Annotated in this window: 13 protein-coding genes; all 13 read left to right on the forward strand. The window is 67.4% G+C overall.

Annotation, left to right across the window (positions count from 1 at the left end; translation table 11 throughout):
- Nucleotides 1–62 precede the first annotated feature (62 nt).
- The gene (gene lptB, locus ACOQPP_RS04095) at nucleotides 63–794 is read left to right on the forward strand and encodes an LPS export ABC transporter ATP-binding protein (RefSeq protein ID WP_419166626.1); all 732 of its coding nucleotides are present in this window, start codon (nucleotides 63–65) and stop codon (nucleotides 792–794) included.
- 1 nt (nucleotide 795) lies between these two features.
- A complete protein-coding gene (gene rpoN / locus ACOQPP_RS04100; RefSeq protein ID WP_419166517.1) occupies nucleotides 796–2,190 on the forward strand; it encodes an RNA polymerase factor sigma-54 in 1,395 nt (464 codons plus the stop codon).
- A 7-nt stretch (nucleotides 2,191–2,197) separates the two neighbouring features.
- Nucleotides 2,198–3,127 carry a glycosyltransferase gene (locus ACOQPP_RS04105; protein ID WP_419166516.1) on the forward strand — a complete coding sequence of 310 codons (930 nt, stop codon included), beginning with the start codon at nucleotides 2,198–2,200 and terminating at the stop codon, nucleotides 3,125–3,127.
- A gap of 108 nt (nucleotides 3,128–3,235) precedes the next feature.
- Complete coding sequence (locus tag ACOQPP_RS04110) at nucleotides 3,236–3,937, forward strand: class I SAM-dependent methyltransferase (RefSeq protein WP_419166515.1); 702 nt, start codon at nucleotides 3,236–3,238, stop codon at nucleotides 3,935–3,937.
- Nucleotides 3,938–4,063: 126 nt separating this feature from the next.
- Complete coding sequence (locus tag ACOQPP_RS04115) at nucleotides 4,064–5,338, forward strand: glycosyltransferase family 4 protein (RefSeq protein ID WP_419166514.1); 1,275 nt, start codon at nucleotides 4,064–4,066, stop codon at nucleotides 5,336–5,338.
- Nucleotides 5,335–6,870 carry a hypothetical protein gene (locus tag ACOQPP_RS04120; RefSeq protein ID WP_419166513.1) on the forward strand — a complete coding sequence of 512 codons (1,536 nt, stop codon included), beginning with the start codon at nucleotides 5,335–5,337 and terminating at the stop codon, nucleotides 6,868–6,870. Before ACOQPP_RS04115 ends, ACOQPP_RS04120 begins: the two co-directional genes overlap by 4 nt.
- A complete protein-coding gene (locus ACOQPP_RS04125; RefSeq protein WP_419166512.1) occupies nucleotides 6,860–9,226 on the forward strand; it encodes a YfhO family protein in 2,367 nt (788 codons plus the stop codon). Before ACOQPP_RS04120 ends, ACOQPP_RS04125 begins: the two co-directional genes overlap by 11 nt.
- Nucleotides 9,219–10,208: a hypothetical protein gene (locus tag ACOQPP_RS04130; RefSeq protein ID WP_419166511.1), complete on the forward strand. Its 990-nt coding sequence runs from the start codon at nucleotides 9,219–9,221 to the stop codon at nucleotides 10,206–10,208. Before ACOQPP_RS04125 ends, ACOQPP_RS04130 begins: the two co-directional genes overlap by 8 nt.
- A gap of 44 nt (nucleotides 10,209–10,252) precedes the next feature.
- Nucleotides 10,253–11,038, forward strand: coding sequence for a polyprenol monophosphomannose synthase (locus tag ACOQPP_RS04135; RefSeq protein WP_419166510.1), 786 nt, complete (start codon nucleotides 10,253–10,255; stop codon nucleotides 11,036–11,038).
- Nucleotides 11,038–11,943 (forward strand): ion transporter, encoded by a 906-nt coding sequence (locus ACOQPP_RS04140; RefSeq protein WP_419166509.1) that lies wholly within the window; start codon nucleotides 11,038–11,040, stop codon nucleotides 11,941–11,943. The genes ACOQPP_RS04135 and ACOQPP_RS04140 overlap by 1 nt, the downstream gene beginning before the upstream one ends.
- Nucleotides 11,940–12,695, forward strand: coding sequence for a methyltransferase domain-containing protein (locus ACOQPP_RS04145; RefSeq protein ID WP_419166508.1), 756 nt, complete (start codon nucleotides 11,940–11,942; stop codon nucleotides 12,693–12,695). Before ACOQPP_RS04140 ends, ACOQPP_RS04145 begins: the two co-directional genes overlap by 4 nt.
- Entirely contained in the window at nucleotides 12,692–14,977 is a 2,286-nt protein-coding gene (locus tag ACOQPP_RS04150) for a DUF5916 domain-containing protein (protein WP_419166507.1), read from the forward strand. The genes ACOQPP_RS04145 and ACOQPP_RS04150 overlap by 4 nt, the downstream gene beginning before the upstream one ends.
- Nucleotides 14,978–15,090: 113 nt before the next feature.
- Nucleotides 15,091–17,385: a DUF5916 domain-containing protein gene (locus ACOQPP_RS04155; protein WP_420635909.1), complete on the forward strand. Its 2,295-nt coding sequence runs from the start codon at nucleotides 15,091–15,093 to the stop codon at nucleotides 17,383–17,385.
- The last annotated feature ends 14 nt before the right edge of the window (nucleotides 17,386–17,399 follow it).

Raw genomic sequence — 17,399 nt, forward strand, 5'->3', positions numbered from 1 at the left:
ACGGTCCCGACCCCCGGCCGGAACCCGAACTCGAAGCCGAGACCGGGCCGGAGGAGACAACGATCGAGAACGGGAGCGTACTCCGGGCCGAGGGCCTCGTGCGCTCGTTCAAACGCCGCTGCGTGGTGAACGAGGTGGAGATCCAGCTGCGCCAGGGGGAGGTCGTCGGGCTACTCGGTCCCAACGGGGCCGGTAAGACCACGACCTTCTACATGATCGTCGGACTGCTCAAGGCGGATAGGGGCCGCGTCTATCTGGATGACGAGGAAGTCACGAAATGGCCCATGTACCGCCGCGCGCGCGCCGGGATCGGGTATCTGCCGCAGGAGGCTTCCGTCTTCCAGAAGCTCACGGTCGAACAGAACGTGATGGCGATCCTCGAAACCCAGAGGTTGTCGCGGCAGGAGCGACGGGACCGGCTCGAGGAACTGCTCGACGAACTGTCGATCAAGCACCTTCGGGCGAACAAGGCCTACTCGCTCTCCGGTGGCGAACGCCGCCGCCTCGAGATCACGCGGGCGCTCGTGACGCGGCCCAAGTTCCTCCTCCTCGACGAACCGTTCACCGGAGTCGACCCGATCGCGATCGACGACATCCAGCGCATCGTGAAAGACTTGCGGGACAAGGGGCTCGGGGTCCTGATCACGGACCACAACGTGCGCGAGACGCTCTCGATCACGGATCGCGCGTACCTGTTGTTCGAGGGCAAGATCCTCGTGCAGGGGGCGGCGGATCGCCTCGTCAACGACCCCGAGGCGCGCGAACTGTATCTCGGGACGGACTTCAGGCTCTGACATGCCTCTCGACGGGCGACCCGGTCTCTCCGCCGGCCTCGAGCTGCGGCAGGAACAGAAGGCCCATCCGCGCCTCTACCAGGCGATGGATCTCCTGCACATGCCGCTCCTCGACCTTCAGGCGCGCCTGAGACAGGAACTCGTCGACAATCCCTTCCTCGAACTCGTCGAACCCGGCGACGAGGATGTCGAACCCGGCGACGAGGTGGATTGGGAAGAGGTGCTCCTCGACGACTTCGATCCCGGGGGGCGGCGGGAGGAACACGAGGAGCGCGAGACCTTCACGCCGACGGTGACGGCGACCCGAAGCCTCTGGGACCATCTCCACGATCAGTTGAACCTCCTCCGGCTCGACGAACGCCAGGCGCTGATCGGGGAAGAGATCATCGGGAATATCAACCGGGACGGGTTTCTCTCCTGTGCGCCGGACCGGATCATCGAGGCGGCCGAGGCCCGCCTCGGGGATGCGGCGGACGTGCGCCGGGACGAGGTCGAGGAGATCCTCGCGGGGGTCCAGACCTTCGAGCCGAGCGGCATCGGGGCGCGGGATCTGTGCGAGACGCTCCTCCTTCAGCTGCGCGACCGCGGGCGGGAGGGATCGCTGCCGTGGCGGATGGTCCACGACCACTTCCGCGAACTCGCGGAGCACCGCTGGAGCGACGTGGCGCGGGAATACGGAATCACGCCGCGCGAAGTCCAGGAGGCGGCCGACGAGATCGCGATGCTGGACCCCAAGCCGGGCCTGAAGCATGCCGGCGGCCCGGACGCCTACGTGATCCCGGACCTGACGGTGGAGAGAGTCGGCGGCCGCTACGTGGTCTCTCACGGTGATACCTCTCTGCCTCGCCTGAGACTGTCTTCGACCTACCGGAAGATCGCTGCGGATCGCGCGCGGTTCGACGGAGAGAACCGGACATTCATCTCGGAGCGACTCAACAGCGCGCAGTGGCTGATCCAGGCCATCGAGCAGCGCCGGCAGACGATGCTGCGCGCCATGGACTTCATCGTGGAGCGGCAGCGGGAGTTCTTCGAGAAGGGGGTGGAACACCTGCGGCCTCTCAAGCTGCGCGAGGTCGCCCGACACCTCGAGGTGCACGAGTCGACCGTGTCCCGGGTCGCGAACGAAAAATACGTGCAGACGCCGCGGGGGCTCTACCCGCTCAAGTTCTTCTTTTCGGGCGGCTACGCGACCGATGGGGGTGCGGACGTGTCGGCCAGGGGCGTGCAGGCCCAGATCCGCAAGCTGGTGTCCGAGGAGGATCCGAGGGCGCCGCTGAACGATCACCAGATCGTTGATCGGCTGAGACGGGGCGGCGTGAAGATCGCCCGCCGTACGGTGGCGAAGTATCGCGACAGGCTCGGGATCCTCTCGGCCCGCATGCGCAAACGCCTGTGAGGGGTCCATGAAGGACGAGCCACCCCGCGTCTCGGTCATCGTGCCCGCGTACGACGAGGCGGAGAACATGCCGGAGCTGTTCTCGGAACTCGCGGCGACGTTCCGGGCGCACGAACTGTCGGCGGAAGTCGTCCTGGTCGACGATGGTTCCGGCGATGGCACGGCGGAAGCGGCGCGGGCCGCGGCGGCCTCCGCGGGACTCGACGCGGCCGTGGTGCTGCGGCACCGCGCGAACCGCGGCAAGACGGAGGCCATGCTCACCGCCTCGGAAGCCGCCCGCGGCGAATATCTCGTCCTCTTCGACGCGGACCTGCAGCATTCGACGGAGGAGATTCCGCGTTTCGTGGCGATGCTGGACGAGGGGCACGACCTGGTCGCGGGGCGAAAGGTCGGCCGCTACGAGAAACGTTTCGTGTCGTCGGTCTACAACAGGCTCGCGCGCGCCATCTTTCGCGTGCCCGTGCGGGATCTGAACTCGATGAAGGCGTTTCACGCCGACGTCCTCGCCGGTCTCACGCTGCGCCACGACTGGCACCGCTATCTGGTCGTCCTGGCCCACGCGCAGGGCTACCGTCTCGGCGAGCTGGACATCGAACTGCACCCGAGGCGGCACGGCGAGGCCAAGTTCTCGGGGCGGCGCCGCATCGTGGTCGGGATGCTCGATCTCGTCTCCGTGTGGTTCCAGCTCGTGTTCGGACGCAAGCCGCTGCTCTTCTTCGGCACGACCGGACTCGCGCTTATCGGCGCCGGAGGGCTAACGGGCCTCGTGGCCCTCGTACTTCGGTTCGGTTTCGGCCTCGGCTATCGCCCGCTGCTCACGCTCGTCGTGCTTCTGATCGTGGGAGGGCTGCTTCTCTTCATCCTCGGTTTCCTCGCGGAGATGATGGCCCAGCTGCGAGACGAACTGGACGAACTGAGGCGGGATCGGCGCCCTTGAGGGTGGATCAGGGCCGGGCGAGTTGAGCGCCGCGCGCAACGGGTATGCCGACCAGGGCGCGGTACCGGCGAGTGACCGAGCGACGGTGGAAATCGGAGGGTTCGGCGAGTGATTGACTACGCGGGGAGGGACCTCGAGGCCATGTCCGAAGCCGAAAGGTATCACCGCGAGATCGTGGGCCGGTTCTCCGCGTACCTCGGAAGCCGGATTGTGGAGGTCGGAGCCGGAAGCGGCAATATCTCCCGACTGCTGGTTGAGCGGAATCCCACGCACCTGTACGCCCTCGAACCCAGTGACAAGATGTACCGGCTGCTGAAGAAACGGCTGCGGGGCGTCCGAAACGCGAGTGCACACCATTCGTTTCTTTCGGATTTCATCGCCAATGAGGACGTGACGGAAGTGGATTCGATATTGAGCGTCAACGTTCTGGAGCACGTGGACGATTACGCGGGCGAGTTGGAGGTGATGCGATCCGTCCTGCGTGCCGGAGTCTACCTTTGCCTGTGGGTCCCGGCGCTCCCCGGACTCTATAGCCGGTTCGACAGGTCGCTGGGACACTTTAGACGATACCGCAAGACGGACGTCGCGGAGAAGCTGGCGGCGGCCGGTATTGAGACTGTTAGACTGGCGTACCGGGATGTAGTCGGGATGGTGGCGTGGTTTCTGGCATGCAGGTTGATGGGGCAGGAGTTGACTCCGGGAAAGGTTCGTGTCTATGACCGCTTGGTGATGCCGGTCACGTCAGTGTTTCGGCACCGCATTGACCCGCCTTTCGGAAAGAATGTGGTGGCCGTGGCCCGGAAGGTGTGACCGGACGATGGGTGATCGGACTCGATCCGTGCCTCTCGTGACCCGGGAGACCAAGTGCCGACCGGCGTTTCCCGGCGGCCGATGCGCGATCGGAGCGACCATGATTGTGGCGGCGGATCGGCCCTCATGAAGGTGCTGCACGTCGTCACCGCCTTCCCGCGGCATGATGCCGACGTGATCACGCCCTGGCTGGGGCGACTTCTGCTCGGCCTCCGCGAGCGGGGGCTCGAGGTCGAGGTCCTGGCGCCCGCCTATCGGGGCGGGGGGGCGACGGAGTGGCGCGGCATCCCGGTCAGGCGCTTCCGCTACGCCCCCGCGCGCCTGGAGACGCTCACGCACGACGAGACCGTCCCCGATCGGCTGCGCTCGCAGCCGGCGTACCTGGCGCTCCTCCCCGCGTATCTGCTGGGTGGGAGCCTCGCTTCGATCAAGGCCGGGTCATCGGCGCCGCCCGACGTGGTGCATGTGCACTGGCCGGTCCCGCACGCGTGGTTCGGCGGTCTCGCGCGCGCGTCCTCGGGGGGCACGACGGCGGTCGTCTCGAGCTTCTACTCAGTCGAGATCCGCTGGATCGAGCGCCGACTCGGCTGGGCCGTCCCGTTTCTCCGCTGGTCGATCGAGATGTCGGACGCCGTGACGGCGATTTCCTCGGCCACGGCCTCCGCCGTGGCGCGCTACACGACGCGGGAAGTGCCCGTGATCCCGTTCAGCGCGGCGGTGTCGGGGTTCGCGCCGGATTCGTCGACCACGACGGGTCGTGCGCCTCGGCGTGACGGGTCGTTCCGTCTCCTCTTCGTCGGGCGGCTTGTGGAGCGGAAAGGGATCCATATCCTGATACGTGCGCTGGCCCGGGTCAGGGAACGCGTCGACGCGACACTCACGGTCATCGGCGAGGGGCCGGAGGTCGCCGCGCTGGAAGCCGAGGCCGTGCGGGTCGGTGTGGAGGCGTCCGTGCGTTTCGCGGGCCGCGTCGATGAGACGACGCTGAGCGAGGCGTACCGGGCGAGCGATCTCTTCATCCTGCCGGCGGTGGTGGACAGGAAGGGGGACACGGAGGGCCTTGGTGTCGTCCTGCTGGAGGCGCTCGAATTCGGATTGCCCGTGATCGCGTCGGATATCGGAGGAATCCCGGACATCGTGAGGCACCGTGAGACGGGCCTGCTCGTACCGCCCGGCGACGCCGCCGCGCTGGCCGGCGCCATCCTGGAATCGATGGAGAACCGCGCCGAGACGCGCGAACGAGCCCGGCGCGGGAGGGCGCATGCCCGGGGACGGTTCGCCCTCCCCGGGGTGGTCGACCGTCTGACAGGCTGCTACGAGCAGGCGATCGCCGCCCGCCGGGGAGAGGCCTCGGACCGAAGCGGCCCCACCCCCGAAACCGCCCCGGAGCCCACGCGATGACCGCGCCCGCGGGCAACGGCGGTCGCGGACGAGTACGGGACAACTTCAACCTCGCGGCGGCGGGACTCGCGATCCTGCATCTGCTGCTGGGCGTCCTCGTCTTCGAGCCCACCCTCTTCCCGGGCGGCGACAACGCGGGATACCTGATCATTGGCGACGCACTGCGGAATGGGGAAGGGTATCGTGATCTGCACCTGCCCGGCACTCCGCTGCACGCGCGCTACCCACCGCTCCTGCCGCTGCTCCTCGCGGGGCTGGGGTGGCTCGGCGGTGTCGGCGTGGCCAAGGTCGCCATGCTGCTGCTCACGACCGTCTCGGTATGGGCGACGGCGCACTTCGGGCGCGGCTGGGTCGGGCCGGGACCCGCGCTCGGCGCGGCCGGGCTCCTGGCGGTCAACCCGACGCTGCTCGAGTACGGCCACTACATACTGAGCGAAGCGCCCTTCACGCTGTGCGTCGTCGTCGCCCTCTGGCTCTCGCGGCGCGAGGACCGCACGGGCGCTGCGCTCGCGATGCTGGCTGCGGTCGCGGCGTTCGCGACGCGTAGCGCGGGCATGACGATCCTTGTCGCGCTCCCGCTCGCCTGGCTACTCGAGGGGCGGCGGCGCCGGGCGCTGTGGTCGGGCGCCGTAACGGCCGGGGCGCTCGGGGCGTGGGCGCTCTACCAGCGCCTCGCGGCGGCGGAACAGCCGGGATATCTGACGGAACTCCTGCTTCTGGATCCGTACACGCCGACGGCGGGCTCGGTGGGTTTCGCGGGCCTCTTCGCCCGTGCCGCCGACAACTGCTGGGCCTACGTCAGTCGGGTGATCCCGGAGACGCTCCTGGGTCCCGGCGGCGCGGGGGGCGGAGGGGCCGCGCTCGGACTCGTCGTGGCCGCGGCCGCGCTGGCCGGGTGGACCATCCGCTCGCGCGAGCGTCTCCGCGCGCCGGAAGTGTTCGCCGTCCTGTACGCAGGGCTGATCGCGGTCTGGCCGTCGGTGTGGACCGATCGGCGTTTCCTGCTCCCGCTCGCGCCCGTTATCCTGCTGCTGGCTCTTGTGGCCGTGTGGCGGCTGCCACTGCCCGCCGGCCGCTGGCTGAAGTGGGCGGCGCCGGTGGTGATCGCGGCTTTCGGAGTGGCCTGGGTGACCGACACGGGCCCCGGTCGCGTCGCGTGCGTGGCGTCGTATCGGACGGGAGATCCGTGCGACCCTCCCGCCAACGCGAGTCTCTACGAGGCGGCGCGCTGGGCCCGTGACAACACGCCGCCCGGCGCGATCATCGCGAACCGGAAGCCGCGTCTTTTTTTCTGGTACGCCCGCCGGCAAGGGGATCTCTACCCCTTCTCGGGCGATCCCGCAGCCGTCATGCGGGGTCTGGAAGCGATGGGAGCGGACTACGTCGTCGTCGACCAGGTGAGCGGGACCACCCAACGCTACCTTGTCCCCGCGATTCGCGCCCACGAGGACCGCTTCGAGGCCGTGTACGTGGGTGGAGAACCGCCATCCGCGATCTTCCGCCTTCTCCCGCCCGCAGCCAATGCCGACTGACGTCAAGGGGCCCACGGAGGGTCGCGACCGCACGGTCTGGTGGTTCCTGGGGGCGGCGGCCCTCGTGAGCGTGCTCTTCTACCGTGACTTCATCTTCCACCCGGAGCGGTTGATCTTCGGGTCGGACATGATGTTCGAGGGGATCTCGCTGCGACGCTTCTTCGTGGACGAAATCCGCGCCGGCCGGGGCGTACCGATGTGGGTGCCGAACATCTACGGAGGCATGCCCTTCGTCGGGCTCCTGCCCGGGCCGATCTTCTACCCCTCCACCATCCTCTACTTCTTCATGCCGCTGCACCGGGCGATCGGGTGGACGTTCGTCCTGCACACCTTCCTGAGCGGCGCCTTCGGGTACTTCCTCGGGCGGTCGTTCCGACTGCGGCCGTCGTCGGCCGTGGTGTGCGGCGCCTCGTTCGTGCTCACGGGCTATATGACGTCGCACCTGTGGGGTGGGCACGACGGGCGGATGTTCGCCATGGCGCTCATCCCGCTCGCCCTGGGTCTCCTGAACCGCGGCCTCGAGACCGGCGAGGCGCGCTGGTTCTGCGGCCTTGCCGTCACCATCGCGGCCCAGGTCTTCACCCCGCACACCCAGGTAATGTACTTCTCCAGCCTCACGCTGGCCCTGTTCTTCGTCTTCCATCTCCTGTTCCGGATCCCGCGCCCGGGCGGAGAAGGCTGGTGGAGGGTCTATGTCCCCCCCGTGGCCGCGTTCTCCCTGACCGTCGCGGCTTCGATCGCCATGGCCGGGCCCCAACTGTTTCCGGTGCTGGCGCTGCTCGGGGACGTGACGCGCGCCGCAGCCGAAACCGGCTACGAATTTGCGGCGTCGTGGGCCTTGCCGCCGCAGGAATTGACGGCCTTGTTCCTTCCGGATCTGATCAGTTCGCTCCCCGGGACGTATTGGGGAGAAAACCCGATCAAGCTCCATACCGAGTACCTCGGCGCGGTGCCCATCGCGCTCGCGATCCTGGGAGTGGCCGCAGCGTGGGGCGGCGGACTGCCCCGCGAGCAGCGGCGGACGGTGGGGTTTCTCGCCGTGGCCAGCCTGCTGGGCATCCTGTTCGCGCTGGGGGCCGCGACCCCCATCCACCGCATCGCCTACGCGCTGCTGCCACTGATCGGGAACCTGCGCGCGCCCGCCATGATGCTGGGTCCGGTTGCCGTGTTCGTCGCGCTCCTGGCGGCCTGCGGCTGGGAGGCCGTTCTCGAGGGGCGGAAGGCCAACCCTCGCGTGTCCCGTGTGGCGCTCGGACTACTCGGGGGGCCCATCGTGCTCCTCGGGGCCTGGGCCGCGCTCGACCCGGCCGGGCTGGGGAACTTCGCCATGCTGTCCTGGTATCCGGCGGGCTGGCCGAGACGGCCCGATCCGGCCCTCGCGCCCCTCCTGCGGACGAACGGCCTGCTCCTGCTTGCCGGGTTCGGGCTCGCCTGGGGAGGAGCGTGGGCCGTATCCCGGCGGCGGATCGCGCCATGGGCCCTGGTGCCCGTGCTCGTGTTCGGCATCCTGGACCTGTGGCGCGTCGATGCCCGCTACCTGGACGTTCGGGACGCGGACGCCGCGCTGGCGACGGATCCCGTCATCGCCGTCCTCCAGGAGGACGCGGGCCCGGGAGACCGGGTGTGGGCGCCGAACCTCGCGGGTTCGGTGCGTAACTACCGGCCGAACGAACTCGCCTACCACGGGATCGCGTCGGCCACCGGGCTACAGAAGTTCCTCCTTCAGCCGTACGCGACGCTCGTCGGTGGGATCATCCCGGACCAGGGGCTGGGCCGCGACCCGGTACGCAGGCTCCTCAACGTGCGATACCTCATCATCCCCGGCGCTCAGGAGGATGTCGCCTCGCTCGCCGAGGCTTCCGGTCGCCACCTGTATTCGATCCCGTCGCCGCCGGGATACGCGTTCTTCCCGGCCGAAATCGAGTGGACGGCGGATCCGTACGAGGCGGCGACCCGGACATGGGACAATCCGAATCCACTGAGTCTCTCCGTCGTCGAATCCAGGATCGGCCTGGATCCACCGGAGGCGGGGCAGGGCACGGCCGCCATCATCCGATACGAGCCGGAGGTGATCGAGCTCGACGTCCAGGCGGAGCGGGCGGGGCTTCTCGCGGTGAGCGAGATTCACAACGCCGGCTGGCGCGCCTTCGTGGACGGAGAGGAGGCGACAATCTGGCGCGTGAACACCGCCTTCCGCGGCGTCGAGATCCCGGAGGGGCCGCATCGCCTCACCTTCGCATACCGGAGTTCGTCGTTCCGGATCGGCGTGGGGACGAGTCTGGCCGCCGTCCTCCTCATCGGCGCCGTGCTCCTTCGGTCCCGGTTCCCGGCCCGTACCCGGCAAGGGGATGCCTGACCGGGAAGCCGGACGGAAACCGGGGCGACTTCCGCCACGCTTCGCCATACTGGCCTCGATCGCCTTTCTCCTCGTCGCGCTCGCGGCCGTGGCGTCCGCACTGTCCGGTAGCTGGGGCGCCTGGTTGGAGATGGCGGGGTCGGGGGGCGCGAAGTGGCGGGTGCGGCCACTGTGGCTCACCGGGGCAGTCGCTTCCGGTACGGCGGCTCTTTGGATCAGCGGTGCCACCTGGGGTTCCATGTTCAGAGCGACGGGCGGACGGGCGCACCTCCCGGAGGCCGCCGCCGTCTGGCTCGGCTCGAACCTCGGCCGGTATCTGCCCGGAAAGATCTGGCAGGTGACGGGCCTGGTCGGCTACGTCCGGGCGCACGGGGATTCGGGGGCGGGGGCGCTGGCCACGCTGCTCGTGTTCCAGGGCGTGATACTGGTCACGGGAGCCGGAATCGGCGTGGCGGCGCTCGGCACGGCAGCGTTTGAGGGACTCGGGCTGTGGCCCGTTCTGCTCGGTGCTCTCTGTGTGGCTGGGGTCCTCGCGCCTCCCGTGTTGCGGCTGGTCGTCAAGCTCGGGCATCGATTGCTCCGGGAACCCGGAGACCCCGAGCAGGTATCGCTTCCAGGGAGCCTGCTCATCCGGGCGGTCCTCGGCGGCCTTCTGGTCTGGTCCCTCCATGGCTTTGGTTTCTGGGCCCTTCTGGAAGGGCTGGTCGCGGGCAACCCCGTCGGACCCTTCGTGGCGTGCGGGGTATTCTCGGCCTCGTACGTCGTCGGCTACTTGGCCGTGATCGCGCCCGGGGGGATGATCGTGCGGGAGGGCGCGATCGCGAGCCTTCTGAGCGCGGCGGTGGCGATTTCGCTCGGACCCGCCGCGGCCCTGGCGCTGGCCGCCCGCTTGTGGTCAACGGTGGCGGAACTCGTTGCCTTCGGCCTTGGCCTCGGGTTCGCTCGGGTCGGGCGGAGCACCGGCCAGCCACGACGCCAGTGACGCGTTCGCAGCCGCAGGGTCGGGGCCGCTAGGTTGTCGGCGCCATGAGCACCGACACGCCTTCTTCCCCCGCACCGGATCACGGTGAGGGACCCGAGTCCGATCCCGCCGTGGACAGGCGCGGCCTCGTCATCCTGCCTACCTACAACGAGATCGACTCGATCGCCGGCATCATTTCAGCCGTGCTGGCCCGGGACAGCCGGCTATCGGTGCTCGTCGTCGACGACGCCTCGCCGGACGGGACCGGCGCTCTCGTGGACTCGATCGCTGCCGAGGAACGCCGCGTCCACGCCCTGCACAGGGAAGGGAAGTCCGGGCTCGGGTCGGCCTACGTGGCCGGGTTCCGCTGGGCGCTGGAGCGGGATTTCGACCTGATCTTCGAGATGGACGCCGACGGATCTCACGACCCCCGCTACCTGTCCGACATGATCGCGGCGACCGCCGCTTTCGATGTGGTCGTCGGCTCTCGCTATACTGCGGGGGTGAACGTGATCAACTGGCCCATGTCGCGGCTGCTCCTCAGCTACTATGCGAACAGGTACGCGCGCTTCGTCACGGGTCTGCGGCTGGCCGACTCGACGAGCGGGTTCAAGTGCTTCACGCGGCCCGTGCTCGAAGCCCTCGACCTCGATGCCGTGGGATCGACCGGGTACACCTTCCAGATCGAGATGAACTTCCGCGCCTGGAAGAAGGGGTTCCGAATCGGCGAGGTCCCGATCGTGTTCACGGATCGGGTGGCGGGCCGGAGCAAGATGTCGGGCGCGATCGTCCGCGAGGCGGTGTGGCGCGTGTGGGCCCTCCGACTGCGGTCCCTGCTCGGGAGGCTGTAATGGCAGTAAACCGGACCATGTCGTACTTCCCGTCGCGGCGGGAGCCGGTGCGGCCGGCGATCGATTACGAGCGCCACCCCGTCTTCTCCACGCGGCCTCGGTGGAGGTGCGAGGCGCACCGGATCATCTTCGGCAACCTGACCCCGGCCGGCCGGCTGTTCGATCTCGTTCTGATCGGCGTGATCGTGGCCAGCGTCGTCGTGGTCATGCTGGAGAGCGTGAACGAACTGGCGGTCGGCGCGCGGTCGGCGCTGTGGACGCTTGAGTGGCTGTTCACGGGGCTGTTCACGATCGAATACGTCTTTCGGCTCATCTCGGCCGAGAAGGGGACCCGGTACGCGCGCTCCTTCTTCGGGACCGTCGATCTGCTCGCGATCCTGCCCGGTTTCCTCGGCCTCTTCGTCCCGGGCGGGCAGGCGCTCGCCGTCATCCGTCTTCTGCGCGTGCTGCGCGTCTTCCGGGTGCTGAAGCTCGCGCAGTTCGTGGGCGGGGAACGGCTCCTGCTCCACGCGCTGCGTTCGAGCGCGTACAAGATCGCCGTCTTCCTCATCGCGGTGCTCGTCGTCGTCAGCCTCGTGGGCTCCGCGATGTACGTGATCGAAGGGGCTGCGGCGGGCTTCAGCAGCATCCCGCGCGGCGTTTACTGGGCCATCGTGACGGTGACTACGGTGGGGTTCGGGGACATCACGCCCCAGACCACGCTGGGCCAGATGCTCGCCGCGTTGCTCATGATCCTCGGGTACGGCGTGATCGCCGTGCCGACGGGCATCGTCTCCGCCGAGATCGTAGGTGGGCGCCAGAGTCTGCGGACCGCGCTCGAGCGGATCTGCCTCCGCTGCGCCACGCCGGGTCACGATGCCGATGCCCAGCACTGCAAGCACTGCGGCTCCGAACTTGTCGAATGACGATCCCTTCACCGGAGGCCGAGGCTGTGGAGCGGGACTACTACGCGGCTTTTCTCTCGAGTCCGGAGTACAGGAAGAGCCGTGTCCGGAAGGCGGCCGTGGTCGCGGCCATCATCGACGATGAGATCCGGTCGGCGGAGGTGATCGGCGACCTCGGAAGCGGAACCGGCCTGCTGAAGCGTGAACTCGAGAAGATGGGCGGAAAACCGATCTTCGGCTTCGAGATCGATCGCGAGGTGGTGATCGAACGGGAACGGACCTGTGTGGCGGACGGAGGGCGGCTGCCCGTCTCCAACGCCACCTTCGACTTCCTGATCGTGAATCACATCTACGAACATGTCGCCGAGCCGCGGCGACTGTTCGAGGAAGTGTCGCGGGTGCTCAAGCCCGGTGGCCGCGCCTACGTGACCGCGGGGAGTCGGTGGGCGACCCTCGAGCCCCATTATCGGCTCCCTTTCCTCAGTTGGCTGCCGGAGCGTCTCGCCGACCGGTACGTGCGCCTGACGCGGCGCGGCGACAGCTACAGCGGTATCCGCTTCCTCGGATATCGGCGGCTGCGGTGCAAGCTGAATGTGGCGGGTCTCCACACCAGCGACATTACGGAGCGCGCGCTTCGCTCCGTGTTGGGAGGCGGGGGCGACTCGAAGTGGAGACCGGTGTGGCGGCTGCTGTCACTTCTCCCCGCGCCGGTGCGGCGGGGGGTTCTACGCTTGGCTCCGCAGTGGTTCTTCCTTCTCACGCGTCACGATTGAACCTCCGGGCTCGCCGGCGTGTCATCGGACTCGCCTGCATCGCGCTGGGCTCTCCGTTCGCGGCGCCGGGGCTCGCGGCCCAGGCCGGCGGGGCGGGGGAGGTGGACGTCACGTCGCTGCGCTCCAGCGTCCCGGTGCCCATCCCCCGGATCGCCGGAGAGATCGAAGTGGACGGGATCGTGGACGAGCCCATCTGGGACACGATCGATCCGCTCCCCCTGTTCATCATGTCCCCGACCCACGGCGGCGAGCTGACGGAGCGGACCGAGATCCGCCTCGCGCACGATGATCGATACCTCTATGCCTCGGGGCGGATGTACGACTCGAACCCGGACGGGATCCGCGTAAGCACCTTCTACCGTGATATCTACAGCGGAGACGACCTGCTCTCGTTCGTGGTCGACAGCTACAACGACTACGAGACCGCGCTCTGGTTCGCCACCACCCCCGCCGGCGTCCGCCACGACCGCTCGATCTCCAACGACGCCGAGTTCTCGGGTGACCTGCCGCCGTTCAACCAGGACTGGAACGCGCATTGGGATGTCCGTACGACCCGGAACGGGGAAGGCTGGTTCGCGGAGTTCCGCATCCCGTTCTCGACCCTGGGGTTTCAGGCGCAGGGCGATGAAGTGACGATGGGCATCACCATCTATCGCTACATCAGCCGCAAGAACGAGCGCCAGGTGTACCCGGCCATCGCGCGGGAATGGGGCAGGCTCGGGTTCATGAAGCCGTCACAGACCCAGCGCATGACCGTGCGCGAGGTACGTCCCACCACGCCGGTCCATGTGACCCCCTACGTGCTCGGAGGCCTCAGCCAGACGCCGGTGCTCCGTGAACCGTCCGACGCGGTCTCGTACTGGGCGACGGAGCGCGACCGGACGACCGAGCCCGGGATCGACCTCAAGTATTCGCCGTCCTCCAATCTCGCCATCGACCTGACGGTCAACACCGATTTCGCCCAGGTGGAGGCGGACGAGCAGCAGGTCAACCTGACCCGCTTTTCGCTCTTCTTTCCGGAGAAACGGCAGTTCTTTCAGGAACGTTCCTCGACCTTCGACTTCGGAACCGGGGGCTTCACGGATCGCGTCTTCTTCAGCCGCAGGATCGGGCTCGAGAGAGGGGAACTCGTCAGGATCTACGGCGGCGCGAGGGTCGTCGGCCGCGTCGGTGGGCTGGACTACGGCATCCTTGACATGCAGACCGCTCCGGCCGCGGGGCGTTCGGGCGAAAACACGGGCGTGCTGCGGCTGAAACAGCAGGTGTTCAACCCGTATTCGTTCGTGGGCGGGATCGTGGCGACGCGACTCGGGAACAACGGACAGGACAACGTCGCGTACGGCGTGGATACGCAACTGCGGCCGTTCGGGAACGAGTACCTCACGCTCACCTGGGCGCAGACCTTCGACGAACAGGTCGTCGAGCGGAACGTGCTCGACGCGGGTCTGTTTCGCGCCCGCTGGGAGCGGCGGACGGACCGCGGGCTGTGGTACAATCTCTTCTACCGGCGCGTGGGGCCGGACTACACGCCGCGTCTCGGATTCCAGCTGCGGAGCGACTTCGCGCTCTTCGGCGGGCAGCTCGCCCATACGTGGCTCCAGGGCTCGAACGCATCGCTCAACAACATCACCCTCTCGGTGATGGGCGAGAGCTACTACCGGAACGCCGACCTCACGCCCGAATCCCGCTCGATCCGCCCGGAGTTGGAGTTCGACTTCAAGTCGGGCTCGACGATCACGGTATACTCGAACACGCAGTTCGAGGACATCCGGATCCCGTTTCACGTCGCGGATGTGTCGATCCCGCGGGGCGAATACTGGTTCCAGGAAGCCGGCATCGACTGGATGCTGCCGCGCACCGCGATCTTCCGCGGGGACATCAAGACGACCGTGGGGCGCTTCTACGACGGGCGGCGGGCGGGCCTGATCTTCAACCCGATCTGGAGCGCATCCCGCTACGTGGAGATCGGCGGCGGCTACGAAATCAACCGGATCGAGTTTCCCGGCCGGGGCGAGGCCACGACGACCCAACTCGGCCGCGTGAAGCTGTCCTTCGCCTTCAACCCGCAAATCTCCTTCAGCACGTTCGCGCAGTACAACAACCTCGACAAGCGGACCGGCATCAACGCGCGCTTCCGCTACCACTTCCGGGAGGGCACGGATCTCTGGATCGTCTACAATGAAGGGTTGAACTTCGAGCGCGACCGGGGATTCGATCCGAGGCTGCCGCGGTCGGCGGGGCGGACGATCATGGCCAAGTACTCGCACACCTTCAGCTGGTAGGCCGCAACAGCGGACCCGCCAACGCACGGGGATTGAACCCTCAGCCTCGCCGGAGTGTTTTGGCGGTAGACGAAGAACCTCCCGGAAGCACTCCCGACCCCGGATACATGCCGTTGGCCCCCACCCGTCGTCGACTTCAGCGAAGCCCGGCTCCGCTCGCGTGGATCGTGCCGGCATGTCTGCTCCTGACCCCCGGGCTCGCCGCGCAGACCGGGGACCCGGACGAAGTGGACGTGACGTCGCTCCGGTCGAGTGTGCCGGTGCCGATCCCCCGGATTACGGGAGAGATCGACGTCGACGGGGTCGTGAACGAGCCCGCCTGGGACGCGATCGAGCCACTGCCGATGTTCATGTGGGCCCCGACCCACGGGGGCGAGATGACGGAGCGGACCGAGGTCCGGATCGCGCATGATGACGAGTACCTCTACCTGTCCGGGCGGATGTACGACTCGGACCCCGAGGGCATCCGCTCGAACACTTTCTACCGCGATGCGTTCAGCGGCGATGATCTCCTCTCGGTCGTGATCGACAGCTACAACGACTACGAGACCGGACTGTGGTTCGGTACCACACCTGCCGGCGTCCGCCAGGATCGCTCGCTCTCCAACGATGGCGTGTTCACGGGAGACGTGATGCCGTTCAACGCCGACTGGAACGCCCATTGGCACGTCCTCACCTCGCGAAGCGAAGAGGGGTGGTTCGCGGAATACCAGATCCCGTTCTCCACCCTGGGATTCCAGGCGGAGGGCGACGAAGTGACGATGGGGATCATCATCTACCGCTTCATCGCCCGAAAGAACGAGCGCCACGTCTATCCGACGATCGGACGCGAATGGGGCCAGGGAGGGTTCCTCAAGCCGTCACAGGGCCAGCGGATGACGCTGCGCGAGGTCCAGCCCACGACACCCGCATACGTGACCCCGTACGTGCTCGGGGGCCTCAGCCGAACACCGGTCCTGCGGGAGCCGTCTGCCGCCGCCTCGTTCTGGGGGACGGAGCAGGATCACACGGCCGAGCCCGGCCTGGACCTCAAGTATTCTCCGTCGTCGAATCTGGCCATCGATCTCACCGTCAACACCGACTTCGCCCAGGTGGAGGCGGACGACCAACAGGTCAACCTCACCCGGTTCTCGCTCTTCTTTCCGGAGAAGCGGCAGTTCTTCCAGGAACGCACCTCGACCTTCGACTTCGGGACGGGTGGGTTCACCGACCGTGTTTTCTTCAGTCGGCGCATCGGGCTCGAGCGGGGAGAACTCGTCCGCATATACGGGGGCGCGAGGCTGGTCGGCCGGCTTGGGGGCCTGGACTTCGGATTCCTCAACATGCAGACCGCTCCGGCCGCGGGGCGATCGGGCGAAAACATGGGCGTGCTGCGGCTTAAGCAGCAGGTGTTCAATCCGTATTCGTTCGTCGGAGGGATCGTCACGACCCGTTACGGCTCGAACGGCCAGGACAACGTCGCCTACGGGCTGGATTCTCAACTGCGTCCGTTCGGCAACGAATACCTGACGTTGACGTGGGCGCAGAGCCACGACGAGGAGGTCAGGGAGCGCAACACGCTCGACGCGGGTCTCATCCGCGCCCGCTGGGAGCGACGGACGGATCGCGGGATCTGGTACAATCTCTTCTACCGGCGCGTGGGTCCGGACTACCGGCCGCGCCTCGGTTTCCAGCTGCGGAACGACTTCACGCTGTACGGCGGGCAGTTCGCCCATACCTGGCTCAGGGGCCCGAGCGCCACGCTGAACGCCGTCACGCTTCTGGCGATGGGCGAGAACTACCACCGCAACGCCGACCTCACGATCGAGTCCCGCTCCATTCGTCCCTCGGTGTCGCTCGATTTCAAGTCGACCGCGAACATCACGGCCTACTCGAACACGCAGTTCGAGGACATCCGGACACCGTTTCCGGTCGGTACGGTGTCCATCCAGCCGGGCCAATACTGGTTCCACGAGGCCGGCATCGACTGGATGCTGCCGCGCAGCACGATCTTCCGGGGCGATATCAGGACGACGGTGGGGAGCTTCTACGACGGGCGGCGCGTGGGGCTGATCTTCAACCCCACGTGGACCGTTTCCCGCTACCTGGAAGTGGTCGGCGGCTACGAGGTCAATCGGATCGAGTTTTCCGACCGGGGCGAAGAGACGACGACGCAACTCGGTCGCCTGCGGCTGAATTTCGCCTTCAACACGCACCTCTCGCTCAGCGCCTTCGCGCAGTACAACAACATCGATGGGCGCACGAGCATCAACGCGCGCTTCCGGTACCACTTTCGGGAAGGCACGGATCTGTGGATCGTGTATAATGAAGGGTTGAACTTCGAACGCGATCAGCGGTTCGGGCCGAGACTCCCGTGGTCGGCGGGGCGGAACATCATGATCAAGTACTCTCACACCTTCATCTGGTGAGATCCGGTGAGACC

This window comes from Candidatus Palauibacter sp. (assembly GCF_965222475.1).
Lineage (GTDB): Bacteria > Gemmatimonadota > Gemmatimonadetes > Palauibacterales > Palauibacteraceae > Palauibacter.